The 26,018-nt window shown below is 39.3% G+C and carries 23 protein-coding genes and 1 pseudogene; 15 read left to right on the top strand and 9 right to left on the bottom strand.

Annotated features, from left to right (window positions below):
- Nucleotides 1–120: 120 nt before the first annotated feature.
- Nucleotides 121–576, top strand: coding sequence for a hypothetical protein (locus H5154_RS05445; protein WP_182717647.1), 456 nt, complete (start codon nt 121–123; stop codon nt 574–576).
- Between the two features lie 219 nt (nt 577–795).
- Here H5154_RS05445 and H5154_RS05440 read toward each other — a convergent pair whose 3' ends face one another.
- The gene (locus H5154_RS05440) at nt 796–2,190 is read right to left on the bottom strand and encodes a PLP-dependent aminotransferase family protein (protein WP_182717646.1); all 1,395 of its coding nucleotides are present in this window, start codon (nt 2,188–2,190) and stop codon (nt 796–798) included.
- 88 nt (nt 2,191–2,278) lie between these two features.
- On the opposite strand from H5154_RS05440, the gene H5154_RS05435 reads away from it, so the two are divergent.
- From H5154_RS05435 to H5154_RS05420, 4 genes are all read left to right on the top strand, one after another.
- Nucleotides 2,279–2,905, top strand: coding sequence for a LysE family translocator (locus H5154_RS05435; protein ID WP_145234560.1), 627 nt, complete (start codon nt 2,279–2,281; stop codon nt 2,903–2,905).
- Nucleotides 2,906–2,914: 9 nt separating this feature from the next.
- A complete protein-coding gene (locus tag H5154_RS05430) occupies nt 2,915–3,349 on the top strand; it encodes a GNAT family N-acetyltransferase (protein WP_182717645.1) in 435 nt (144 codons plus the stop codon).
- A 738-nt stretch (nt 3,350–4,087) separates the two neighbouring features.
- Nucleotides 4,088–4,864: a hypothetical protein gene (locus H5154_RS05425; RefSeq protein ID WP_182717644.1), complete on the top strand. Its 777-nt coding sequence runs from the start codon at nt 4,088–4,090 to the stop codon at nt 4,862–4,864.
- Between the two features lie 18 nt (nt 4,865–4,882).
- On the top strand, nt 4,883–5,368 hold the full coding sequence (locus tag H5154_RS05420) for a hypothetical protein (protein ID WP_182717643.1): 486 nt from the start codon (nt 4,883–4,885) through the stop codon (nt 5,366–5,368).
- A 415-nt stretch (nt 5,369–5,783) separates the two neighbouring features.
- Here H5154_RS05420 and soxR read toward each other — a convergent pair whose 3' ends face one another.
- On the bottom strand, nt 5,784–6,245 hold the full coding sequence (soxR, locus tag H5154_RS05415; RefSeq protein WP_182717642.1) for a redox-sensitive transcriptional activator SoxR: 462 nt from the start codon (nt 6,243–6,245) through the stop codon (nt 5,784–5,786).
- A gap of 97 nt (nt 6,246–6,342) precedes the next feature.
- On the opposite strand from soxR, the gene H5154_RS05410 reads away from it, so the two are divergent.
- From H5154_RS05410 to H5154_RS05395, 4 genes are all read left to right on the top strand, one after another.
- Nucleotides 6,343–6,807, top strand: a complete 465-nt coding sequence (locus tag H5154_RS05410; protein WP_182717641.1) for a flavodoxin family protein — start codon at nt 6,343–6,345, stop codon at nt 6,805–6,807.
- Nucleotides 6,808–6,839: 32 nt separating this feature from the next.
- Nucleotides 6,840–7,364, top strand: coding sequence for a DsrE family protein (locus H5154_RS05405; protein WP_182717640.1), 525 nt, complete (start codon nt 6,840–6,842; stop codon nt 7,362–7,364).
- 1 nt (nt 7,365) lies between these two features.
- Nucleotides 7,366–7,971 carry a GDSL-type esterase/lipase family protein gene (locus H5154_RS05400; RefSeq protein WP_182717639.1) on the top strand — a complete coding sequence of 202 codons (606 nt, stop codon included), beginning with the start codon at nt 7,366–7,368 and terminating at the stop codon, nt 7,969–7,971.
- Between the two features lie 123 nt (nt 7,972–8,094).
- Nucleotides 8,095–9,300, top strand: a complete 1,206-nt coding sequence (locus H5154_RS05395) for a sugar efflux transporter (protein ID WP_220491224.1) — start codon at nt 8,095–8,097, stop codon at nt 9,298–9,300.
- A 57-nt stretch (nt 9,301–9,357) separates the two neighbouring features.
- On the opposite strand, the pseudogene H5154_RS05390 reads toward H5154_RS05395, so the two are convergent.
- Nucleotides 9,358–11,629 (bottom strand): annotated as a pseudogene (locus tag H5154_RS05390) (TonB-dependent receptor).
- Nucleotides 11,630–11,885: 256 nt separating this feature from the next.
- On the opposite strand from H5154_RS05390, the gene H5154_RS05385 reads away from it, so the two are divergent.
- The 4 genes from H5154_RS05385 (at nt 11,886) to H5154_RS05370 (ending at nt 16,624) form a co-directional block, all read left to right on the top strand.
- Nucleotides 11,886–12,893, top strand: coding sequence for a LacI family DNA-binding transcriptional regulator (locus tag H5154_RS05385; RefSeq protein ID WP_182717638.1), 1,008 nt, complete (start codon nt 11,886–11,888; stop codon nt 12,891–12,893).
- A 101-nt stretch (nt 12,894–12,994) separates the two neighbouring features.
- On the top strand, nt 12,995–14,245 hold the full coding sequence (locus tag H5154_RS05380) for a sugar MFS transporter (protein WP_182717637.1): 1,251 nt from the start codon (nt 12,995–12,997) through the stop codon (nt 14,243–14,245).
- Nucleotides 14,242–15,738, top strand: a complete 1,497-nt coding sequence (locus tag H5154_RS05375; RefSeq protein ID WP_182717636.1) for a trehalase family glycosidase — start codon at nt 14,242–14,244, stop codon at nt 15,736–15,738. The genes H5154_RS05380 and H5154_RS05375 overlap by 4 nt, the downstream gene beginning before the upstream one ends.
- Nucleotides 15,739–15,910: 172 nt before the next feature.
- Nucleotides 15,911–16,624 carry a LuxR C-terminal-related transcriptional regulator gene (locus tag H5154_RS05370; RefSeq protein ID WP_310736214.1) on the top strand — a complete coding sequence of 238 codons (714 nt, stop codon included), beginning with the start codon at nt 15,911–15,913 and terminating at the stop codon, nt 16,622–16,624.
- Between the two features lie 310 nt (nt 16,625–16,934).
- On the opposite strand, the gene H5154_RS05365 is transcribed toward H5154_RS05370, so the two are convergent.
- The 5 genes from H5154_RS05365 to H5154_RS05345 form a co-directional block, all read right to left on the bottom strand.
- Nucleotides 16,935–17,312 (bottom strand): DoxX-like family protein, encoded by a 378-nt coding sequence (locus H5154_RS05365; protein ID WP_182717635.1) that lies wholly within the window; start codon nt 17,310–17,312, stop codon nt 16,935–16,937.
- Nucleotides 17,313–17,409: 97 nt separating this feature from the next.
- The gene (locus H5154_RS05360) at nt 17,410–18,183 is read right to left on the bottom strand and encodes a CsgG/HfaB family protein (protein WP_145234530.1); all 774 of its coding nucleotides are present in this window, start codon (nt 18,181–18,183) and stop codon (nt 17,410–17,412) included.
- On the bottom strand, nt 18,184–18,624 hold the full coding sequence (locus tag H5154_RS05355; protein WP_149981821.1) for a curli assembly protein CsgF: 441 nt from the start codon (nt 18,622–18,624) through the stop codon (nt 18,184–18,186).
- Nucleotides 18,614–19,015, bottom strand: coding sequence for a curli production assembly/transport protein CsgE (locus tag H5154_RS05350; protein WP_145234525.1), 402 nt, complete (start codon nt 19,013–19,015; stop codon nt 18,614–18,616). The genes H5154_RS05355 and H5154_RS05350 overlap by 11 nt, the downstream gene beginning before the upstream one ends.
- 33 nt (nt 19,016–19,048) lie before the next feature.
- The gene (locus tag H5154_RS05345; protein WP_182717634.1) at nt 19,049–20,563 is read right to left on the bottom strand and encodes a curlin; all 1,515 of its coding nucleotides are present in this window, start codon (nt 20,561–20,563) and stop codon (nt 19,049–19,051) included.
- A gap of 591 nt (nt 20,564–21,154) precedes the next feature.
- Between H5154_RS05345 and H5154_RS05340 the strand changes: the two genes are divergently transcribed.
- Nucleotides 21,155–23,656, top strand: a complete 2,502-nt coding sequence (locus H5154_RS05340) for a S8 family serine peptidase (protein WP_182717633.1) — start codon at nt 21,155–21,157, stop codon at nt 23,654–23,656.
- 244 nt (nt 23,657–23,900) lie between these two features.
- Nucleotides 23,901–25,364: a carbon starvation protein A gene (locus H5154_RS05335; protein ID WP_149981813.1), complete on the top strand. Its 1,464-nt coding sequence runs from the start codon at nt 23,901–23,903 to the stop codon at nt 25,362–25,364.
- An 81-nt stretch (nt 25,365–25,445) separates the two neighbouring features.
- On the opposite strand, the gene H5154_RS05330 is transcribed toward H5154_RS05335, so the two are convergent.
- Nucleotides 25,446–25,964, bottom strand: coding sequence for a TetR/AcrR family transcriptional regulator (locus H5154_RS05330; protein WP_182717632.1), 519 nt, complete (start codon nt 25,962–25,964; stop codon nt 25,446–25,448).
- Nucleotides 25,965–26,018 lie beyond the last annotated feature (54 nt).

Genomic DNA, 26,018 nt, shown 5'->3' with positions numbered 1-26,018 from the left:
TGATCGGCAAAATCATTAAGAACACAAAAGTGATCATTATCGCGTAATTTTCGTGATCAAAGCTTAATGAGAATAAGCGATCAAAGTTAATGCCATTGGGTGATCAAAGCTGGTGAGAATATGCATACTTTGTTACATTATCAGCAAAGCATGCGATATGACCAAACTTTTAGTAACCAGATAGCATCTGCATTTATTCATTGGGAACTGCTACAAAACTTTATGGATGTTACTCAACCTTTAGCTGATATTCCGCAATTTGAATATTACCGTGAGTTTGATAAAACCACCGCTGAATTTGATAAAGCCAATGGTCGCCCTAAGTATTTTTGGTATCGTGTTGATAAGTCATTTTTAAAAGAAATGTCCAAAGCAGATGACGAGTTGAGAAAAGAATTTAATGATGAAGAGCAGCTCGATAATCTTTTGATGGGTAAACCTATTAAAAAGCTAACACCGCCAGATATTTTCAAGTTTCCATGGAAATACGCAGATAACATTAAGCCTGAAAGCGAGATCAAGTTCGGTAAAACACTGTGGCAAAAATTCACATCATTTTTGATGGTAGATCTGTAGTTAAGTAACATAATAAAATTAAAGGAATTTAACCCAAGCAGTAAATAACTGCTTGGGTAGGCAAAAGGATATTCATGTCAATTTCATATAAATTTGCAAAACTAAATGCAAAAGCAATAGAGAACTCGCAGAACTTTAAACACTATATTTCCTCAAAAAAGTATGAGTTCACATCACCCAAAGGAATAATGATTCCCCGATTTTATTGAATAATAAAATTTAAATAACTACCTCAAATGTTTGATTAAACTGCTGTAAAGCGGCTTCAACGCGGGTGATGCCTAAGTCAAACTCAGCCCGGGTTGCTGGGCCGCCTAGGGTGAGGCGAACACCATTTGGATTATCTACTTTTAGGGCTGGAACTTCTGGGATAAAGGAATCTAGCGTCCTTACAATTACCTTATGCGCTTTTAATACGCTGCAAAACTCAAACATATTCTGCGACTGGGATAAGCGAATATATACATTTAAACTGGCAAACTGAGCATCTATCTCATAAGTTTGAAGCAGCTTTTTTATTTGTTCAATACGATAGCGTATCTCATCTGCTAGCTTAGTTTGATTATAAGTAAATTCGTTACTTTTAATGGCGCGCATTATTAACTCAAAATTCATTGAGGAAACCGCCCAACACTCACTATGAATTTGTTTTAAAATTGGTTGCTCCCAAAGTCGTGGAGGTAATAAGTAACCGGCTCGTAGTCCGCCTGCAAAATATTTTGAAAAGCTTGAAATATAAAAAACCCGATCCGGTGCTTGTTGCCACAATGGTAATCGCCAATACTCTGGCAAACAGTAATTTACGTCATCTTCAATAATGAAAAAATTATATCGGCGACTCAGCGCCAGTAGGGCATTTAAATTGTTACTGCTATAGCAAATATTGGTTGGATTTTGACAGTTTGGCGTGATGTAAACCGCTTTGATTGTACGCGACTTACACAATGCTTCAATTTGCGCAAGATCAATCCCGTCGCTATGCACGTTTACTTGTGCTAATGAAAGTTTAAGCGAATGACACGCATGGTAAAAACCGGGGTAACACATTGACTCTGCAATGACAGTATCGCCACTTTCACACAAGGTTGCTAACGTAGTGAATATTCCTTGCTGAGCACCTTGGGTAAATATCAACGGATGGTTTAAGCAATCAAAGCCCTTATCCGCTAGCCATTGTTTGAAAAAATGTTGATGTGAGGTAAGTCCATTGAGTTTATAAATCATCACATCTGTTAATGCACGTTGATCCTTTGACAGCGATTGCAGGGCATTGGTCATAACATGTTGTTGCCCCATCATCGGTTGCATGCTTGAAGCAAAGTCTGTGTCGCCCTCAAAATGTCTTAACTCAATAACTTTACTTACAAAGGTCCCAGCCCCTAGTTTTGCAGTAACCAACCCTCGTTGCTCAAGTAAAGCATATGCACGAGTTACCGTACCATGTGTAACACTTAGGCTGTCAGCGAGAAGTCGTTGGGCTGGTAATTTTTGCTCAAAACCCAGCATTTTGTTGTCGATAGCATGCTCAATCAAAGCGGCTAATGCGCGATATTTTGGCTGTGTTTTGCACAAACTACTAAATAGAGTGTAATCCGGTTTGTAAATTGTATTCATAACAATAAAAATATTGATGATTTTACATAAGTATGACAATTAATAGTTATTAAACAACTACAATATTGTATCAATACAATTAATTATTATGAATACAGCTACTGTTTTTGAGCTTGCTCCGGCTCTCATTTTATTTTGTTTTGCGGCGTCAATTACGCCTGGGCCTAATAATATTTTGCTTACTCACTCAGGCACACATTTTGGCGTGATCAAAACCCTACCGCACTTATTGGGTATTCGAGTAGGCATGACGATAATGCATTTGGCAATGCTACTAGGATTAGGTAAATTGTTTTTAATACAGCCAAAGCTGCATTTTTTTCTACAGCTTTGTGCCAGTGGTTATATTTTATATTTGGCATACAAGATAGCTAGTAGCTCTCAATTAAAAGGTGATAATGCTCAAGCAAGGCCTTTAAATTTTTTTCAAGGCATGCTTTTTCAGTTGATCAATCCTAAGTCATATGCAGTGTTAATGACACTTTGTACTGCACTTACTTTACCAGGAGGTGCCTATTGGCCTTCTGCAATTTTGGGCGTGATTATTTTTAACCTTGTCGCGGCTTGCTCAGGCTTGTTTTGGGTGAATTTTGGCAAATACATGCGCCAATTTCTAAATAAGCCAAATATCTTTAAACGTTTTAATTGGGTTATGTCACTGTTTCTTGCGGCATCAATTCCTTTAGTTTTTCTTTCCAATGCAAGCATTCAGTAGGGAAATAAAATGAAATTTACTCACCAATTGTCACCACAACAATTTACCCAAGCGTTTGAGTTTTTATCTGAGCGAAGTTATTGGAGTCAAGGCATTAGTCGCGAACGGTTAGAAAAAGCGTTCGCACACTCGCTGTGCTTTGCATTAATTGAAAATAAACAGCTATTGGCATTTGCACGAGTGGTGACTGACCAAGCCACTTTTGCAAATTTACTGGATGTATTTGTGTTAGAGCCATTTAGAGGTCAAGGGCTGGGTAAAAAGCTGATGGATCATGTAATGAGTCACCCTGAATTGCAATCATTACGCCGTTTTACACTGGCAACAAAAGACGCTCATTCACTTTATCAACAATTTGGTTTTCAAAGCCAAGCAAGCCCCAATCTCGCAATGGAAAAGTGTTTAGTTGGCGGGTACTCAACATTATTACAGCGGCAAAATTAAGTATGGATTGAACGTTTTAATGCGTGCAGTTAAATACTTTTATTATTTTACAGCTGAACTCTTTATTCTCTATTTATAGCCGTTTTATTAAAAATGTGAGCACTTTAGAGAGTGTCAGTAAATAATACTATTACTGAGTTTTTAGAGTCAGTTAATTAGTAAAATGCAAACAATGCTTACGCCAGAAAATGCATTGTACATTCTTGGTGTAATGTTTACCGCCTTGTCCTGAGTTCAGGTTACAGCTTTCATTATTATCATTTCCATATGAACGGCAGTCTACACACTCGTTGTGGGTTGTGCGCCTTACGAATCTATAAACCAGCTCGCTTTGACTTCAAGGGAGTGTCTATATATGGCTTATTTTATTTTGACTGGTAAGTGAAATAAGCTAACGCGTCAGAGGTATTCAAGTTCCCGCGGAAATACGCGGATAACATTAATTCTGAAAGTGAGATCAAATTTGGTAAAATACTGTGGCAAAAATTCACCTAATCAACTTTACTTTGTTTCGATGATCGCAAGATGAATGTATGTAAATATTATAAGTTATAGGGTTACAAAAAATTAATTTATCATGTTGTTATTGTTTCTTATTTTAGTGTAATAAAATTTTGAATTTTGATTTATGATTGCGTATAGTAACATTGTTATTTAGTAGTCAATTTTAATTGGATTTAAAGTTACTATTACCTGCATTATTTTAATACATATAAGTTAAAGGATTAACTATCGATCATGAATTATCTTTTTATATTTTTAACAATTATCACTTCATTTACAACTATGGCTCAAGAAAACCCAAAGGTTTACCATAGCTTTGACTCTGAATTTTCTGCTACTTTGACAGTTGTTCCAGCTGAGGATGAAAATACTTACTATGTAAATTACAATGGCTTTGAACATCATTATGATGGTAATACCTTACTTTATAAAAAATTCAAGAATGACATTGGTGATGGTTATTATTTAAAATTGCTTGGAATGCCGGATGTTAATTTTAAAAATGAAGGTCATAAAACTGTTCGTTCAGGAACATTAGTTTCTTATTCAAGTGTATATCTCGATAATGATACAGTTACAAAAGTTATTTATTCCGGCTTGGCAGATATTGTAAAAGTTAATAAAGTCAAAGAGCAATATCAAGTAAGGCAATTAAATGTTGTTAGTAAAATTGCTGCCAAAAAACTTATTGAAAAATCAGTTAGTTCATTTTCTACAACATGTGAAACGAATATTGAAATCGATATAGATTGGCGACAGTTTGAATCTCAAAAACTAAAAACTAGTCCTGCTAAATTATCGGCTTATATGAATGCATTAGAAAATATTTGTACCATCGACCACGATTATTTGGAGGCTGTACAAGGGATAGAAAAAATTCAGCTTATTCCATCTGTTGTAGCAGATAAGCATCAAGCAAAAATGTCAAACAGTGTGCTGATCATTGAAATTGGTGATGATGTTACTAATTTGCCAGAAACCAGTTATAAACTAATTTACGATATATTTTAATCACTACAAGGAAAGAAAATGAAACATAAAATTTTAGCGGGTATTATTATTACGTTATTTAGTACAGCTTCATATGCATCTATTAAAGACAAAAAGGCTATTAGAGCAGCTGATGCTAGTATTTCAGCAGAGGTTGATAAAGTTAAAGCGGCTTGTGGTAATGCTTCACTAGATGTAAAAGTCGATTGGGAAGATTATAAAAAAATGATCGCCGCGAATAAAGATAAATTAGCTAAAGATAATTATCAAAGCCAGTGGGTTATTGCTCATTCAGGCCAAAGAACTGTTGCAACACTTGAGGCTCTTTCTGCAATTTGTAAAGATGATGTGGATTATAAAGAAGAGATTGCTAAGTTAACTAAAATAAATGTTACAGCTAAAGATGACTTTTCAGACTCTGCAAGTGAGTTCTCATTAGCAGATAACGCTTTAACTGTTGAGACTGGACATAAAATGTCTCGTAATGCTTCTGATTTTGCTAAGAAAATTAAAGCACTTTATTAATTTATAAATTACAGTAATGATTTATGTTAATGTTACACATAGATCATTACTAACCTTATTTTTACCTGTTTAAACACTATAAAACCTCATTGCTTACTTTGCCTTATTCTGTTCTAAAAGAAACAATAAACCCACTTTTTTTCGCCTTCCCAGTGTATCGTTTTTGATAAATCATTTACGTTATAGCTAACTGCAGAGCACCTAATTTCTTCTCTATTTCTTTGATAATCGGCTTCATTAAACAAACCTCCTTCATACGTTTGTTGTGCTATCTCATGCAAATGCGCTAACTATATAAAGCACATCACATCTATCTGATTGATTACTGTTAATTTAAAATCGAAAAATTCTTATGTTTTAGCGCTTATAATTTGTTGCTCTGTGTATTTAGCTGCAAATTGTATGAGGTTTTAGATTAATCATTTACTAATAGCACTGCACCACTTTGGGTATCGCCTAAGTAATCGTCTTTATTGTAAATCGGGCACTTTGTCATTGACAGGCAACCGCAGCCGATGCAGCCGTCGACTCTGTCGCGTAGGCGCTGCATAAAAGCAATACGTTCATCAAGTTGTGCTTGCCAGTTTTTTGATAATGTTGACCAATCTTCTTTAGTGGGGGTACGTTTATCAGGTAAAGTGGCGAGGGTTTGTTTGATTTCTTCAAGAGTAATGCCCATTGCTTGCGCTGCTTTGATGACCGCCACACGGCGCAGTACATCAGGCTTATAACGGCGTTGGTTGCCGTTGTTCCGCCAGCTGCGGATCAAGCCTTTGGTTTCGTAAAAGTGTAGTGCGGAGACTTTTACGCCGCTGCGTTTAGCTACAAAGCCCACAGTTAAATTAGCTTCAACAAGTTTTTTTTGTTGATCGGTCATAGTTTTCTTCTTTTTTATTAAAAATCAATTTTTAAGGTTGACCTCAATCTTACTTGAGGTTTTATGCTCTTTGCAACCATAAAAAAGGAGAAATAAAATGCAAGAAAAATCAATGCATAACACCGCTATTATTTATTCAAGTGGCCGTAAAAACGGTAATACTACGGCGCAAGTTAATGCCTATAGTAAGCAACAAAGCGGCATTGTTTTTTGCTTAGATGATTATGTTATTTCACCTTATCGCTACGATAAGCAGTATCACAATGATGATTTTTATAATTTGTTTGAAGTGTTACTTCGCTACGAACATTGGGTGTTCGCATCGCCTGTGTACTGGTATAACACCACGCCACAAATGAAAGCATTTATGGATAGGATCACAGATTACATGGATGACGAGGCGTTAAAACCGAAGCTTAGAACTTTACGTCAAAAACAGTTTTCACTATTGTCTAATGCCTCATCTCCCTCTGCGCCAGACGCCTTTATAGACATGTTTAAACAAACCTTTAATTATTTAGGAATGACTTTTAAAGCTCATTCACATGTACAGGCTGGTTAAATACGGGTAGGCTAAACAAAAAAGGATGATTTATGAAAACTTCACTTTTAGGCTTTGGCCTTCTTGCAACTAGCTTAACAACGATCGCTGCTGAGCCAACTCCTGTTATCAATGACTTTGGTTATTTTTACAATGTACCAGCTCAAGTATCAGACTTAAGCCAAGCGCAGTTTAAAATTGCCTTTGATGTAGGAGATGGCGCTGAAAAAGGCGCGCAAAATAATCATATTAATTCGTTAGCGCGCTTTATCAATATGCATGTTGCCCATGGGGTAAAGCCGGAAAACATCCAGCTAGCTCTCGTTGTACACGGTAGCGCGAGTGTTGATGTGCTGGAAAACAGCGTTTATAAAAGCCGCTTTGATGTTGATAATAAAAACCAGTCTTTGATCACCCAGCTACTTGCTAATAACACGGTTGTGTATGTGTGCGGGCAGTCGGCAATGCATATGAAGGTAGCAGCAGAGCAGCTTATCCCAGGGGTGAAAATGGCGCTTTCTGCAATGACCGCTCATGCGCAGTTACAGCAACAAGGCTACACGCTGAATCCATTTTAAAATGAATATTTTGTGTTTTGGCGACTCTAATACCTTTGGTATTTCTCCTGTTGATGGGAAACGGCTGAGCGAAACTGAACGCTGGCCTACTTTATTAAAGCAGCTGTTGGGCACAGGCTTTGAAGTGATTGAAGCCGGGGAGCCTAATCGTACTTTAGTCAATAATCCCCCGTTTATGGGCGACAAATCGGGCATTAAGTATTTAAAACCGTATTTGGAAGCACATACTGTTGATGTTGTTATTATTCAACTCGGTACTAATGATTTAAAAGCGCGCTTTGACTTAACACCAGAGCAAATTTCGCTGGGCTTAAATCAGTTACTGCTTGAGATAGATAACTTTTATAGTAATACCACTTTACCAAAACGTATTATTATTAGCCCGCCTAAAGTTTATGAAGTTAATCAATATCAACGTATTTATGCTGGTGCTGAAATTAAATCACAACAGTTAGCACAACACTTTGCTGACGTTACAAAATTGCATCGATGTAATTTTTTAGATGCTTATTCGCAAGTAAATCCATGTTCTGATGAAGGGATTCACTTAGCACCAGCTACACATAGCTTACTTGCTGAGCACTTAGTTAGCTTATTGACACAATGAGAAGGTTTTGCTCATCAACTATAGAGAGTATATCGTGATTATTAAACAACCCGCTTTGTATTTTAATATTACTTAAAGCCACGTATAATATGCGGCTTATTTTTAGTGTCTGTATGGTGTTTTTTGAAGTCGATATTCAAACAATATGGTGTGGTATTTATCTTGTTAAGCTTATTAACGGGCTTAATAGGCGCATTTGTTAATCCACTAATGAGTTTGTTTATTGTTGAAGGCTTACAAAGCCCACCTATATATTTGGGTGTGTACACTACAGGTGTCACTTTGATGGGCATTCTTTTTAGCCAATGGTTAGGTGGATTGGCCGATAAGGGCGTGAGCGCTAAAAAGATGTTTATGATTGCGGTCTCTGGCATGGGGATGGCGTTAATCATATTCGCTAACGCAACGTCTTTTTGGCAGGTATTTGCTGCCGGAGTACTCTTGCTTTCAATGGGCAATGCCGCGATACCGCAAGTTATGACTATTGCTCGCCAGTGGGCTGATGAGCAAGATCATATTGATATCACCCAGTTTAATACTCGCCTTAGAGCGGCAATTTCATTTGCATGGGTCGCAGGCCCGCCGCTTGGCTATTTACTTGCATCAGGAGTTGCCTTTAGTCGCTCATTTTATACCGCAGCTACGTTTGCGTTGTTGGCATTAATTTTTGCAATGAAGTTTTTGCCCAGTGTTAATGCTAACGACAGAGCTAAGAAAGCTGAGCCAAATCAGCCGATCAATCAATCATTTTGGGCCTTAGGGGCTGCTATAACCTTTGGTTCAATTGGCAATATTATGTACGCCAGTGCCTTACCGCTTTATACAATAAATGAACTGGGCTTTGCTAATAATATACCTGGAATATTTATGGGCATGGTGGCATTAATCGAGATCCCTGTGATGTTGTATAGCGCAAAGCTCAGTAAACGCATCACTAAAACAGGCTTGTTAGGTTTTGCTTTTAGTTGCGCTATTTTGTTCTATATTGGCGTATTTTTTGCCGATCAAGTATGGCAATTCTTTGTACTGCAAGGTGTAAATGCTATTTTTTATGGGATCTTTGCGGGTATCGGCCTGACTATTTTACAAGAGCAGCTACCATCACGAATTGGTTTTACCTCTGCTTTTTATGGCAATGCCATTAAAGTAGGGGTCATGCTTGGCACTGCCAGTACCGGTTTAATTGCACAGTGGTTTAGTTTTCGTTTTGCCACGCTAGGCTCGCTTATTGCGGCAAGCATTGCTATGACTTTTTTAATAATATTTAGTTATTTAAAGCGCCAAGAGAGCGAGTCGCAAGAGCAGCTTTTTGTTCAAAACGTGATTTAAAAAAGCCGCAGTGTATTAACCACCACGGCTTTGGGTATTGATCCAGAGAGATGAGGGTTAGAATTCGTAGCTTACGCTTAAGCGTGTTGTACGAGGCATAATGTAACGGCCATTGGGGGCGTCAGCATTACGTGGGTCGCCTTCGGTAATACCTTGCTCGTTGGTTAAGTTATCAATTGCTAATTGCAGTTTGATCCCTTCCATTGGCTCAAGGATAAAACCTAAGTCAACTTTTTCGTAGCCATCAAGTGTCACGGTGTTTTCATTATTACCAAAGCGGTCATCCACTGCTGACAAAGTACCATAGAGTGTGGCGTACATGCCGTCTACTTCAAAGTCATAGCTTGGTGTTACACGTACTTGCCATTTAGGTTGGCGCTGTGCTTCTTTGCCTTTATTTTTTGGACTTTTCGTGATTTCTGTTTGTTGTAATGTAGTATTTAAATTAACAGAAAAGCCAGATTCATGATTAAAGTTGTAATCAAGTTCAACACCATACGCTTCGTTGGTTAAGATTTCAGCGGGCACGTCTGGGCGACTTACAAAGGTATCGCCTTTGACTTCGTTGGTAAATAAAGTGGCAAAAAAGTCAGTGCTTTGAGTGATCAGTTTATAGCCAAGTTCAGCTTGAGTGACTTCTTTAATGAGTTTCTCGCCGTCTTGGTGGTATGCGACGTAGTTATCTCTAAAATCATCGAAGTATGGCATTTTATAACCACGGTTAACGCGAGCAAATACGCCCATGTCATCATTAATTGAATAGTTTAAACCGGTTGTCCATGAGGTTTTACTCTCATCGTAATCAACGGTTTTATTGATAATACCGTCAAGGCCTTCATCAACACTGTACTGTACATCATGGCTTTCATAACGTAGTCCACCGTCAAGAGTGAGATCTTGGCTTAGCTTGTACTGTGCCGTGGTATAAAAAGCATTAGTGCGTGCATCACCTGATGAATTAATGTCGTAGTTAAAGTCACAGCCTTCGGCGCTTTCATTACAAGTAATATCATTGAGCATTTCACCACCCGCTTCAAGAACATGATAGGCCGTATTGCCTAAGCTCCACCAGTCGTTGGCAGAGGTGCTTGCAGTGTAATAGCCGACAGCAACAGAGAGGTCTTCAAATTGCTTTGAAAATGCTAAATCATTAGTAAATGAACTAATTTCTTTGAGTACCACCCAACGACCCACTTGTTGTACGGGTGTATCACTGTCATAAGTTGTGCCTGTCGCGGCGCCTGTTGCAGACTGACCATTATCAGCCACTTCACCTAGTGTTGTTGCGGAGCCTGCGGGCACTAAACCAAGTGTATTGGCATCGCCTTTGGTGATATTAAAGCGGTCTGAAAAACTCCAGCCATTGTCAAATTCAAGTTTAATACTACCGCCAGATACATGGCCATTCCAACCGCGGCCATCGCCAATATCAACTTGGTGCGCGTCATTATTTGGCCCGGTATAAATGGTCGCTTGGCGGTTTAGTGTGCCAAGTTGGGTATATTCAGCATCAATGCCATTAACATTGAGTGGTGTTGGTAAGTACCATGCGCCATGATCGTCTGTTTGGCGAGTGTAGAAATTCATTTCACCGTTATCGAGTTCTTTGGTGATATTAACCGTAAACTGGCTACCTTTCTCAGAGGTAAAGCCTGCATCACGAATACCCGGTGAGCTTTTTACATAGCCGCCTACCATAAAATATAGGTCGTCGCTGATTTCGCCACTTAAAACAGCATCAACACGTTGCAAGTCGTAGTCTGAGGTGGTGTATTTAAATAAGCCTTGAGTATCTTCGCTGCCACGCTTTAATCTAAAGTTGGTTGTTAAGCCCGGTTGGCCGTTAGAAACCACTGGGTTTGGACCACCACGTAATGCTTCCATGGTTTCAATGGTTTCGTCGATTCTAAATAATGATGAGTTTTCTAAAAACGATAATGTTGGTGCTGGGTAAATAGGAGAACCTTCAAGGCTTAGGGTTAAAAATGGCGCATCACCACCACCAGGAAAACCACGCACAAATACGTTGGCACCAGACTCACCACCCGAGCTTTCTACCCACACACCGGGAACTGCTTTAAATAAGTCCGCAGTACTTTTTGGTGATAGTTTAATTATTTGCTCAGCATCAATATTTGTCACAGCATAGCTGGCATCAATTTTACGAACGCCCATACCTGCAGGTGTACCAGAAACTACAATGCGTTCAACTTTTTTTATCTGTGGTTGTTTGCGCGCTTGTTGCTGGTTGATCTGCAAGCACGGTTTGACTGGATAGCGCTAAAATAATAGCGCAAGCAAGTTTGCTTGGTGTGTGTGTTGTTGTCATGTTGGTATTCCCATTTTTTGTTCGTTATTTAAAAAACTATAAATAACAAAGCACTAACTAATTTAATGAAATGTTAATGCTGTGTTCTTTTAAACCTTAGAACTTTATGCAAACGTTTGCAATTATTTTTTTAACTTTCTGTATTATTTTTATACACGGTTATGTTTATGACTAAATTTAGGCCTTGGCGCAGCCTAATTTTAATAATGATGGTATATTGCAACTTCACGATTTAAGGAAGGCTTCGTACTTAGCAATGAATAACAAACAACTAAAGTTAGCGGATCTAGCCAAGCTTGCTGGAGTATCAACCTCGACTGTTTCTCGTGCGTTAAATGATAACCCATTGATAAAAAAAGAAACTAGAGATAAATTAAAGCAGTTAGCAAAGCAACATAACTTCAGTTTAAATACGGCTGCGAGCCGCCTTCGCTCACAAAAAACCAATGTTGTAGCAGTGATCATAAATTTCGACAGTGGCACTGAGCAATCAATTAACGACCCTTTTTTGCTTAAGGTAGTCGGAGAGATAAACCTCGCGTTGAATAAACAAGGGCTAGAACTTCTACTCTCAAACTCATTTATGGCCGGTGATGACTGGGCTAATTACTTTATCAATAGCCGTCGGGCTGATGGCATTATTGTGGTTGGGCAAGGCAAAGATCCGGCAAACATTGAAGCCGCCGCTAATGCAGGCGTGCCCTTAGTTGTTTGGGGTGACCCAAAAACTCCCAGTAATTATCCCATTGTAGGCAGTGATAACTTTGTTGGGGGTCGTCTTGCTACTGAACACTTATTAGCAGGTGGCGCTAAAAATATTGTATTTTTGGGAGACCCAGGACATGCTGAAATTGGCGAACGTTACCGTGGCTATTTAGCGGCTCTAAATACGGCTAACGCTATAGCACACGTAGTGTCTATCGATATTACTAGTAGCGCAGCATACCACGGGATCAACCAATTACTAGTCGCGAAAGGTTTATGTTTCGACGGCATTATGGCGTGCAGCGATATGGTGGCACTAGGCGCTATGAAAGCGTTAAAAGAGCGCTATATCAGTATTCCTAACGATGTTACGTTAGTTGGTTTTGATGATATTGCCATGGCAGATGTGAGTCACCCATCACTTTCGAGCATTAAACAAAACACTCAGCGAGCCTCAGTATTACTGGTTGAAAAATTATTAGCGCAGTTACAAGGCCAGTCAGCTGAATCGCAAGTTGTTGAAATAGAATTAATTAATCGTCAATCTAGCAAAGGATAAACTGTAGGGTGAGTTAACTCAATTTAGAAATAAAATGCAAACGTTTGCATTTTATTTTGCGCTACACTATGCTAAAAGAAATCAACATCAGGTTAACGTGTATGAACCCAATAAGAATAACCATAGCGTTGGCGTGTAGCTATTTCGTGTTCGCTATTTTACTCAATAGTGTTGGCACCGTAATTTTACAAGCCATCAATAGTTTTGACATAACAAAAACGCAAGCTTCTGTTTTAGAAGGCTATAAAGACCTTACCATAGCAATAGTTTCTTTTATTGTTGCATCATTTATTCCACGACTTGGCTATAAACTGGCCATGCTTGTAGCGTTGGGGTTGGTTGCCTTAATGTGCTTGTTAATGCCCTCAATTGCACAGTTTTATGCGTTCAAAGTATTGTTTGCTGTGATCGGTTGCAGTTTCGCGATTATGAAAGTATCCGTTTACTCGGTTATTGGCCAAGTCACTGATAACGCCAATCAGCACTCAGCATTGCTTAACACCATTGAAGGTATTTTTATGCTTGGGGTGTTATCTGGCTATTGGGTGTTCTCATGGTTTATTGATAGTAGTAATGCGCAAAATACAGCATGGTTGAACGTGTATTATTTGCTGGCTTTGTTAGCGGGTATGGCTTTTATTACAGTGCTTATAGCGCCAATAAAAGCACCTCAAAAAGCAACATTACGTACCAGTCAATTAGCTGCTTTTATTGACATGCTAACACTCACTTATAAACCTCTAGTGGTTATATTTATTATCAGTGCATTTTTATATGTGTTGATTGAGCAAGGGGTAGGGACTTGGTTACCTACTTTTAATAATCAAGTACTTAAGCTGCCAGTTGATATTAGTATTCAATTGGCCAGTGTGTTTGCCGCAGCACTGGCGCTAGGTAGACTAGTGGCGGGGCAGATATTACGCGTTATTGGCTGGTATAGTTTGTTGTTAAGTTGCTTGGTTGCTATGGCCGTGCTGGTGCTACTAGTTTTACCGCTGACTCATGAAATTGATGGCAGCCAAGTAACGAGTGTATTTGATGTGCCTTTTGCAGCATACATGCTGCCGCTCATTGGCTTTTTTATGGCTCCTCTTTACCCATTACTTAACTCTGTGATGCTCAGTGCGTTAGCCGCTCACCAGCAGGCAGCTATGACCGGACTTATCGTGGTTTTTTCAGCATTAGGCGGCACCACTGGTTCAGTAATTACCGGCTTCATCTTTGATAAATTTAGTGGCCAACATGCCTTTTATCTTACCTTGATCCCAATTAGCTTGTTGTTGATCAGTGTAACTTTATTTAAAAAAATGACAGTAAACTTAGGCGCAGTGCCAGAAAAAGGAACGATATGAACTTTGTAAATAGCCAATTATTTTTAGATGTGCAACTGGCGGCTATATTTAGTGACAGTAAAACTTTTGCTGATGCGATTGCTAATGATAGTTGGCAGTTAGCATGCGACCTTTACTTACGCGTTAAACCACTTACTACACCACAGTTAACAGAATTTGTAGCACAGCATTTTACGTTTGAATCAACACAGCTCCCAACTCAGCAAAGCAGCAGCGATAGTGTGCAAAGCTATATTGCTAATTTATGGCCGTATTTGCATCGCAATGCAGACACAGCTAAAGCCAGCTCTTTATTACCACTTAAACACAGCTACATAGTACCGGGTGGGCGCTTTCAAGAAATATATTATTGGGATAGTTATTTTACTGCGTTAGGTTTGCAAGATATTGGCGATATAGACAGTATCGAAGCCATGCTTGCTAATTTTATTGATCTGCAAAATCGTAATGGTTGTATTCCCAATGGCAACCGCAGTTACTATAGTTCTCGCTCGCAGCCTCCTATTCTAGCGCTGATGGTTGATTTAATTTGGCAAGCAAAATACTGTAAAAATAGTGACTTTGCATGGTTAACTGATTGCGTTGTTGCCCTTGAGCAAGAATATACATTTTGGATGCAGGGGGCAGAGCTACTGAGTGAGCAAATATCAAGCCATAAGCGTGTAGTAAAAATGGCAAATGGTGCATTACTTAACCGTTATTGGGATGATCAAGCAACACCACGGCCAGAATCACTGCGTGAAGATTTGCATGATGCCTCATTACTTCCTGAACAGCAAAGAGCTAATTACTATAGAAATATTAGAGCTGCGTGCGAGTCTGGTTGGGATTTTAGTAGTCGCTGGCTGGGTAATAATAAGCTTACCAGTATTCAAACCACAGATATCATTCCTGTGGACCTCAATAGTTTACTTTATTACCTTGAAAAACAGCTGGGTCATTATTTTGCGGTATTAAACAATACAAATAAGCAACAGTATTTTGAGCAACAAGCAGCTCAAAGACGTGCGGCAATTAATCAGTATTTATTCAGTACTGATATGGGGTTTTTTGTTGATTTTAATTATCAAAGCCAGCAACAATCTACAGTGCTGTCGCTTGCCGCCACCGTCCCATTATTTGTCAATTGTGCCAGCGAAGAGCAGGCGGTGTTGGTTAAAAATAAGCTTATGAGTGACTTTTTAAAACCAGGCGGATTAGTAACAACCCTCAATGAGACTTCCCAGCAATGGGATAGCCCTAATGGTTGGGCACCACTGCAGTGGTTTGCTGTACACGGATTTCACCAGTATGGCTTTGTTGCAGATGCAAACATCATAATGAGCAATTGGTTACAGATGATAGAAAACAGTTTTAAAACCGACCACTGTCTACTCGAAAAATACAATGTTTATGAGCCTGAAAATAGAGCTGGAGGTGGCGAGTACAAAGTGCAGCAAGGCTTTGGTTGGACCAATGGAGTTACTTCTCGATTTTATCATTTAATAAAGTAACAAGTTAGTAACAAAGGGTTGATTTAAATAGATTTTATAATTAAAAGGGTTGACTTTTAAACTGCTTGGTAGTCAAGTATCTAGACGTCTAGAATTTTTATTCTCTTTATAAATCAATAGATTTGAGTGAAATAGGTTGAACATTGGAGTTGTTTTAGGTATTGTGAACGAAATGTTTCAAGGACGAGATGCAATGATTCAACCAACCTCCGTATTTATCAAAACCGTATTTAAAATGCCAGTTCGTTCACAGTGTTATCCATACTTAATTAAAACGCTAGATGCATTTTTTAGTAAAGTAAAAATGGACGACAGTCTCCCCCATAATGACAACCGTAATGAGTTTGATCTTTTCTTAATTGATAGCAGCGGCTGCAATTGGCAAAATTTAATACCAGCAGACTTATTAGCCTTAGCCAAAGTGAAACCTGTAATTGTGTTTAATGCGCATTCTGACGCTATTTGTGAAAAAAACTTATTACTTAATAACTTTAAGGGAGTTTTTTATAACAATGATCTTCCTGAAGACGTATTTACCGGATTAATGCGGATCATTAATGATGAACTCTGGTTCAGTCGCAAGATTATTTCTTCTACATTTAATGAAGTGCTCGCCATGGTAAGTCGTTTTGAGCCACATTCTAACTACGATGCTGATAGTGAACATGAAGCACTAGCAAATCTAACCAAACGTGAAAAGTCAGTGATCCATTTACTCGCACAAGGGGCGAATAATCATAGTATCGCAGAGCGGTTAAATATCAGTGATCACACCGTAAAAACACACCTTTATAGCGCATTTAAAAAAACCAATTCACGAAATCGTATTGAGTTATCTAATTGGGCACAGCGCTATATGGCGGTACGGTTGCCGTTGCATGACTAACAGATCAACCATTATATACGCCCAATTATAATCAGTAGGCTGGACCATTAGTAACTGCATATTTTGTGATATTGTTTCAGGTAAAGCACCTTATCATCCTGTTTGGGAAGATGATGAGCCTTGGCACTTTTGACTCTGCGCTAGAGGGAGTGGGGCGAACAGGTATGTTTTTGAAATTTATCATCTCACGATTGTGAAAGAGCCGACGACAGTGAGTTTGCAGCTTTAGCCAAACAGATCTCAGAGCACGTATAACCTTTGTTTTATATAGCACTCAATCGGTAATTACCATTGAGATTATTTTCCCAACTTAGTTATTGGGCTGAGCTTTTAGGCTATTTAATAGTACTAAGCTTAGGCCAATAATTGGCAAGTTTGTAGTCACGGGGTTAAATGCTTCAACTAAAAGTTGTGGTTGTAGCGCAGCAACAAAGAATAGTAACCCAACTAATGCAATGATATTTAAAACAATGATTATTTTAGATTGATAATATATAAATAGCAGTATAGCGAAGGCGACCTCGCCCACCCCCGCCGATTTAGTGACTAAATAAGACATCGATTCTGAAAAGCCAAGGCTTGCAGTTATTAGTTTTTCAAGCGGGGCAATATGCACAAGTTTTGGAAATATGCCGTGGTATAACCAGCTAAAACTAATGATATATCGGGCAATTTGGACTGATGACATACAGCTTCCTTTTCAAGCAAGATTAATTTTAGAGATTAGCATGTGGCCTTAGTAAATGAATTAACTATTTACCAAAGCAATCATGTTAAGTGTTTAATTAACTACGCTTTGTTGCCCATATGCCTTTATCTATGCCTTTGATGACTAGATCACTGAGGGCTTTTTCAATTGCTTGGGTTACGCAAATGCTCATCGGTTCGTTATCACTAAAACCCGCTTCGGCTTCGGCTAAACGTTTATAACTAACATAACGGAAAAACCCTGCGCGCATTTCTTGGCTGAGCACTTTTTTGCTGGTGGCTACGGACAATAATACTTGCCCAGTACGCACGTCTACGGCACGTAAGTAAATCGAGATTGCATCTTCGCGGTAGAGTTCTGACGCGCCGATGCCAAAATATTCCATGCCAAAACCACCGGTTTTTACATTGGTGTCGTAGCTAATTATACCGCCTTCTAAAATGATTTTAGCGGTGGTCAGTGGTGGTAATTCAACAGCATTTGGCTGTTCGGCTTGGGCGGCACGAATAATTTTTCTTTCAGTCAGAATATTTTGCAAACCTTCACGTTCAACCGGAATAAACCAATCAGATTCGTGCAGCGCTTGTATTAAGATGGAATTAGCCCCTTGAGTGACGGCGGTTGAAAATGAACTAACATTGCCTTGCGGTTTATATTGCCCCGTTTGATCACGAAAAGAATATACCGATACGGCGATACTGCCAGCAGGTGTTGGTAACTGTTGAAGTGCTTTAAAGGTTTCAGTGGGGGTTAAACTTGCGGCCAACTGTTGCGAAGGTGGGATCAAATTGCCCATGCTACTGCATGCGGATAATGCCAGGGTAAGTACTGCAATAAATAGCGCTTTCATTTAGCTAAACCTCGGTACTTCAATGACCACGACACTGTTGTCAGTGGTGTTGGTTATTCGCACTGTAATTGAATCTACGGTACTGGTGATCACTTGAATTTCGTAATCACCACTTAAAAAAATTGAATCTTGGTTAAAAATACTTTCATCTATATCTTCACCAAAGGCAATATCAGTGATCTCTCTTACCATGCGGTTTAAGTAGGTACGTTCTAGAGAATCTTGAAATTTCTCAGCGTAGCTTTGTTCAATTATTGGTGCTTTATGTTTATTTTGCGCTTGCGCTTTATTTAATAGCATACTGGCATTGAGTGGACTACCTCCGAAACTTGGATTAATGGGTGTATACACAAGCTCTGTTGCAGATACAGATAAGGGGAGTAATATCATTATAATTGTTGTTATATATTTTCTTGAGTAGGGGGCCATTTTACCATCCATTTTTTGCCATATCGGGCGAAGCTTTATGTAAATTAGAGCGCGCCATCGCATCCATAACACTGTATAAAGCGTGTTCTACACGCTCATCAATAGGCTCCAAGCGACGCCCTAAATAGGTTACATATACAATTTGATTATTCATTACTAAGGTCAGTTTTGTGCCAGCCCGAGGAAGTACGGTCTCTTTTATTTCTATATTAAAACCAGCGGTTGAGGGTAGGTCGCGCCAAAGGTTTGAAAATTCAAAATAAAACTGGTGACCAAAGCGACTAATGCTGCGATCGAGCACTAGGCCATCTATTTCTAATTCGTCAGCGCCTTGAGATAAGTGGCTAAAGGTAGTTAAAAAAAGCAGGCTTAGCGCGGTAATAAGCGTTCTAACTAATGTCATGTTTAATATGGGGGGACGTGCCCCCCAATATCCTTATTCTTGGCTCACAGTTGCTGTGTTGTAATCGCCCACTTGGGTGATCACGACTGAAGTGTTAGAAGCGGTAATAGCACCTTCAACTAAGTTGCCATTGCCTACTTGTGTGACTGTGAAGTTGATGTTGTCACCACCAACGATAAATGCACCCGTATCGATACCTGCTACCATATTCATATCGCCTTGCTGCGAAATATCAATAGAATGGTTGCTGCCTTCCATAACTAAATCAATCGCATTCAGATCGCCACTTTGGCTAAAATCAACGCTATTGTTATTACTATTTAGCACACTTGCAAAGGTTAATGTTGCTTCATTTGTGCTGCCTAATTGACTGATATTAATGTTATTATCGTTTGAAGTAAGCGATGTGTCAGGGTACGAAGATTGAATTAAAGCGGTATTCATGTCACCGGCTTGAGCTAAATCAACGTCGTTGCCTTGACCATTAAAATTAGCGATGTGAGCGCTGTTTTCGTTACCAATTTGAACGCTTGAGAATTCATTGTCAGCGCCAATTGTGCCCAAGTAGGTCTCGTTCATTGAGCCATTTTGCATAACAGTGAGTTCATTGTTATCACCTAATACATCAGCCCCAACTTGATTATTATCTTGTTGTTGATCAACCGAAACTTGATTGTCATTACCGGCAAATAACTCAGATGTGAAGGTATTGGTATTACCTTCTTGGTCGATTGATAGGGTGTTTTCGTTTCCTTCAACACTTGCAAAAGTCGCAGTATTTGAATCACCCGCTTGTTCGATGTCTAAGCTGTTTTCATCGCCGCGAACAGAAGCAACCGTAACGCCGTTGAAATTACCTTCTTGTGCTATTACTACTTCATTCGTATTACCAACGAGTTCAGTAAGTGTAAAAGCGTTAAACAAGCCGTTTTGAGTAACTTCAATGGTGTTTTCGTCACCACTAATAGTTGCCAGCGTTGCTTCATTTAAAAGGCCTGCTTGAGATGCGCTAATTTTGTTGCTATTACCTTGCAAATCCAAATTATAAAACCAATGGCCGCCATCTTGCTGAGTAACTGCAATGTCGTTAGCATCACCTTGAACTACGTTAATCGCTTCGTTATTAATACCAAAAAAGCCCGTGCCAAACTGCGCAACATTGACTGAGTTATCATCGCCTGTTATGTCTGATAGAGCGCCATTAACTTCACCATCTTGGCTGTGACTTAGGGTGTTGTTATCGCCTATTACGTACGTTAAAGACAAGTTTTGAATTTGTTTTTGATCAACATTAATGCTGTTGTTATCGCCTAAACTTGTTACGTTTGCTTCAAGGCCATCACCTTGTTGCGTGACCATTACATCGTTACCCATACCTTGCAATGATGTTTGTTCAATAGTGAGGACATTGCCTACCGCAGTAGTTGACACTTGACTTGCTAATACAGAGGTTGATTGGTTTTTATCGTCGATATTTGCGTGTGCAACAAAGCTTGAACTTAATGCAACTGCGATTGCACATGTCAATAAAGATTTATTTAACTTCATGATTTTTCCTTAACTTATAATTATTAGAGCAGTCATTAATGGGTTGTGGATACCTTAATGTTCTGCATAGTTTGTTCGGCATGCCTTGCCGATTTAAGTTTTGTGATATCAAGAGCAAAAAGCTCACTCATACAAAAGTGAGTGAAGAATTATATTGATATGCAGTGTTGTGTTTTATGCAATTAATGCTTTTTTACTTACGCACTGCTACCAATTGACGGTTAACTTTATTGTGTAAACGTAATATTCGAAATCATCTCTTTTTATGATTTTTAATCTACTTTCTTTTCAATTGCTTACTTGTTTTCCACCGTAATCAGCTTGGAATGTTGAATAATCTGGTAATAAAAGATGAGGCGAGTAAGGCATCTACTGAGCGCTAATTACTCATAAAAACGATTGTGTTGTTAATAAATTGACCGTTAAAAACAGTGTTAAAGACTGGTTTTTTAGTAATTTATTGAATTTTTCTTGTCTGGTTTAGGTTTTCTCTGTCATTTATGGTGCTTGCCAGTGATATTTCAAAAGTAGTGAAGTTAGCGAAACTTAGTAACAAAGCTAAGTTAATATTTCTAACTATGGATACAAAATATGAAAACTAAATTATCTATTTTAAGCTTGGCTATTTTGCCATGTTTAGCTGCAGCACAAGTAACAACCATTGCTGCAGAGCCTTCAGCACGAGCTTCTCAAGACTCATTGCTCGTTATGTATAAAAAAGGCACTTCTGTGGCAATGCGTAGTCAAGCCCGCAGTTTAGTAAAAGCTAAAGTAAGTGATTTAAATAAAGATGGTGTTGATGACAACTATTCGTCGATTTTATCTGGTCGTCTAGCTAAGTTTGAAGTAACTGGCATGAGCACCAAGCAAGCAATTAAATTACTGCAAACACATGCAGCGGTTGAATATGTTGAGCCAGATTATCGCGTGAGTATTGCTACGGCTCCCAATGACCCTGATTTTTCAAAGTTGTGGGGATTACACAATGAAGGCCAATCTGGTGGGACGGCCGATGCGGATATAGATGCACTCGAAGCATGGTCAATTACAACAGGTGGTAAAGATGTCGTTGTGGGCGTTATCGATACTGGTGTAGATCACAGTCATAGTGATTTAACGGCAAATATGTGGATAAACCCGAATGAAATCGCAGGCGATGGCATCGATAATGATGGTAATGGCTACATTGATGACGTGCATGGTATTAATGCCATTACAAATGTTGGCGACCCAATGGATGACCAAGGTCACGGTACGCATGTCTCAGGGACAATCGGCGCTGCAGGTAATAACAATAATGGTGTTGTGGGTGTTAATCATGAAGCGGCGATTGTTGGTTGTAAGTTCTTAGATGCATCAGGCAGTGGCTCTACATCCGACGCTATTAAGTGTATTGACTATATGGTGAGTCTGAAAAATGCGGGTGTAAATGTTCGCGTACTAAATAATAGTTGGGGCGGTGGTGGCTTTAGCCAAGCGCTTGCTGATGCGATAACCGCCAGCGAACAAGCTGACATTTTATTTGTTGCCGCTGCAGGTAATGACGCCGTTGATAATGATCAAAATCCACATTATCCATCCAATTATGAGCATGAAAGCGTGTTGTCAGTGGCCAGCACTGATCGTAACGATAATATGTCAGACTTTTCACAGTGGGGTTTAACCAGTGTTGATTTAGCCGCACCAGGGAGCGCTATTTTATCAACCGTACCGGGTAATGGTTATGCCACTTACTCTGGTACATCAATGGCCACACCGCATGTTGCGGGTGTCGCTGCTTTGGTACTATCACTCAATCCTGACTTATCAACAAGTGAGCTTAAACAGCTGCTTATGGATAGTGGCGATGATAATGCACAACTGGCAGGGAAGACCGTATCGGGCAAACGCTTAAACGCTAATCAAGCTCTTGAGCAGGCAGACCCTACACCAAGCTTTAAACTATCTGTTACACCAACAGCTCAGCAGATCACTGCCGGTGAAACGGCAACATATACATTTGAAATTGGCTCAATTGCCCAGTGGCAAGGGGTGGTAGATCTTGAATTAATTGGCGATTTAGCTGGTGCTAGTTTATCAGCAAACACTGCAACGCCTGGTGATGTGGTGATACTTAGTGTGCCAACTCAAGAGTCAACACAATGGGGGCGCTATGACTTTAGCGTAAATGCATCTTCTGGCGAGTTGGCTAAGCAGAAGTCAGTAAGCTTATTAGTTGATCCTGTTGGCTTAAATGATTTTACCTATACGAATGATACCGCAGTAGCAATCCCCGATAACAATGTTGACGGTGTTGATTCTGTGATCACCGTAAATGATCCACTGACTGTTTTTGCAACTCAAGCGAGTATTGATATTTCACATACTTACATTGGTGATTTAATCGTTACGTTAACTTCGCCTAGCGGAACAAGCTCTACATTACATAGTCAATCAGGCGGTAGCGCAGATGATATAGTTCAAAGCTACTCTTTAGCTGATTTTAATGGTGAAGTGGCAACGGGTGATTGGGTATTACATATTGAAGATACCTATGCAGCAGATACAGGTACGCTGAATAATTGGTCACTTACATTTAGTGCCATTGGTGAAGTCAGCCCGCAGCCACCAGAGGCCGGTTTTGAGTTTGATGCACAAGGTCTTTCTGTGAGCTTTACAGACAGCAGCCGTGATGCAAATGATGATATCACGCAGTGGAGCTGGGACTTTGGTGATGGTGCAACGTCAACCGATGCAAGCCCCGCTCATACCTATGCACAAGCAGGTAATTATGACGTTAGTCTTACGGTTACTGATAGCGAAGGCAATACTGATACAACAACGCAAACCGTGGTTGTGAGTGATGTTGAGATAGAGTTGAGTTTGGTACGTGCCAATAAAACACGCCTTAATACTATGCGTGTTGATCTTAGCTGGGAACAAGTGGGTGCTCAGTCACTTAATGTATATCGTAATGGTGAGTTTGTAGGAACAACGACTGATAACGGCCGTCACCGTGACTTCTTACGTAATGCAACTTTGCCAGCCTATGATTACCAAGTTTGTGTTACAGCAGATGTATGTTCAAATATCGTAACAGTGACATTTGAATAAGTGCACTTAACATTTAAATAATTCCCCGTGAAGTCCCAAGCCTTGCTGTTCCCCTGCAAGGCTTTTTTATTGCCTACTATATTGTTCCTGATAGTTAAACTCGGCACTTCAAACATCTAATAATATTATCAGATAGTCGTATTGTGGATTTTAACAGGCTCTGCTAACGTTCAACGATTACCCATAGTTTGAAATTCGGGGCGACTGACAACGCGCTCTATAATACAAAAAGAGAAACGTGCTTATGATCATCTTTTTTATCTGCCTGACTATTTTAATATTAGGTTACAAGTTCTACAGTCCCTTTGTAGAAAAACAAGCTGGTATGGACGCCACCATTGATACACCACAAAAACGCTTTAGCGAAGGTGTTGACTATGTTGCAATTCATCCTGTTCGTGCGTTTTTAATTCAGTTTTTAAATATTGCAGGGGTAGGCCCAATATTTGGCCCTATTCTAGGTGCTCTATATGGACCAATTGCTTTGGTCTGGATCGTACTCGGTAATGTATTAGGTGGAGCTGTACACGACTTTTACTCAGGTGTTATGAGTATCAAAGAGGATGGCAAAAGCTTACCAGAAATTGCAGGTAAATATTATAACGTTGTATTTAAAGGCTTTATGTTAATATTTACGGCGATGTTACTGTTTTTTGTCGGCGTGGTATTCATAATGAGCCCCGCTGGATTATTAAGTAACTTAGACGTATTTAAAGATACTATATTTGCCAATAATACCTTTTGGGTTTTGGCAATTTTGGCCTATTATTTTTTAGCTACTTTACTGCCAATTGATAAAATCATTACTAAATTTTACCCTGTTTTTGGTTTATTAATGATTGTGATGACAGTTGCAATTGCTGTATCACTGTTAATTAATGCGCCGCATTTACCAGTAGCAGGTGATTTTTTAGCGTATTTTGAAGCTGATCATGCCCACGACTTTTTAACTCCAAATCCAGATGGATTACCTACTTGGCCATTATTGTTTATTACCATAACCTGTGGTGCGATTAGTGGTTTCCACTCTACGCAAGCACCAATTATTGCACGTTGCTTAACTAACGAAAAATACGTTCGTCCAGTTTATTATGGCGCAATGATGTGTGAAGGTATTGTTGGTTGTGTATGGGCACTGGCTGGTATTGCTGCGTTCCCAGAAGGCTATGCAGGTTTAAAAGCAATGCTTGATTTAGGCGGCCCAGGTTTAGTGGTTAATCATATAGCAAACAGTTATTTAGGTGTGTTTGGTGGAATTATGGCGATTATTGCAGTAGCAGTATTCCCAATTACCTCAGGTGATACGGCGTTTCGTTCACTGCGCTTAACCGTGGTTGATGCGTTTAATATTCCGCAAAGTTTGCGTAATCGTTTATTGCTTGCGGTGCCAATTTTAGCAATCGCATACTTTATGACAAAACTCGATTTCTCTGTTATTTGGCGCTACTTCGCATTTTCAAACATGCTGCTTTCTACGAGTGTGTTATGGCTTGCGACTAAGTACTTATTTGACCGTGGAACATTCCATTGGATTGCGAGTATTCCTGCAGTAATAGCTACAGCCGTTACGTTATCGTACATCATGACCGCTGCAATTGGCCTTAACTTATCAAGTGATATGGGCAAACCAATTGGTGTTGTGGTTGCTGTGGTAGGATTTATTGCACTAGCTATAGTACATTCAAAACATAAAGTGCGTGTAAATTAATACACTGCAGTGTATTAATGACGTAACAAGCGAGCTGTAAAGCTCGCTTTTTTTTATAGTTCTAAAGTGACGTAATGCCTGTTAGAAAATGGCTTGTTCAAAGTAACTAATATCGTCAAGGGTGTTACTGATCATCATCGCGCCCTCTAATAAACTCACTGTTTTAATCGCGGCACGTTCAGGATTAAGCTCTCCATTTATTTTATGTGCTTGAGTTAACCAGGCTAAGTTTTTAATGAAAAAGCGTTTTACTTCATCGCGCACTTTATCAGGAAGACTGTCACTTTGTGCGCCAAGTAAGCCACATAAACACATCTTTTTATCTATAACTAACGCGTTTGTAAATAATTGCGTGTAAATATCAATAGGGTTTTTACCGTTTGCTTTGTGTGCCTCCGGTTCGCCAAGCACAGCGATAAAGGCATCCGTATATTGATGCGCGAGTTCAGCACCTAAATCAGCTTTGGTTGGAAAATGATAATGCACACTCGCACTTTTAATACCAATTTCATTCGCCAACTCTCTAAAGCTAAAATTGCTATAGCCACCAAGTCTAACCTTATTTTCTGCTGCTTTTAACAGGGCTGCTTTTTTTGTCATTTTAAAACTTCCTTCATATCGCTGCAAAAAATTATCAACCAGTAGGTAGTTATT

This window comes from Pseudoalteromonas sp. SR44-5, from assembly GCF_014163675.1.
Lineage (GTDB): Bacteria > Pseudomonadota > Gammaproteobacteria > Enterobacterales > Alteromonadaceae > Pseudoalteromonas > Pseudoalteromonas rhizosphaerae.
Note: the sequence above shows the minus strand (reverse complement) of the source record. Positions and strands in the feature narration are given on the sequence as shown.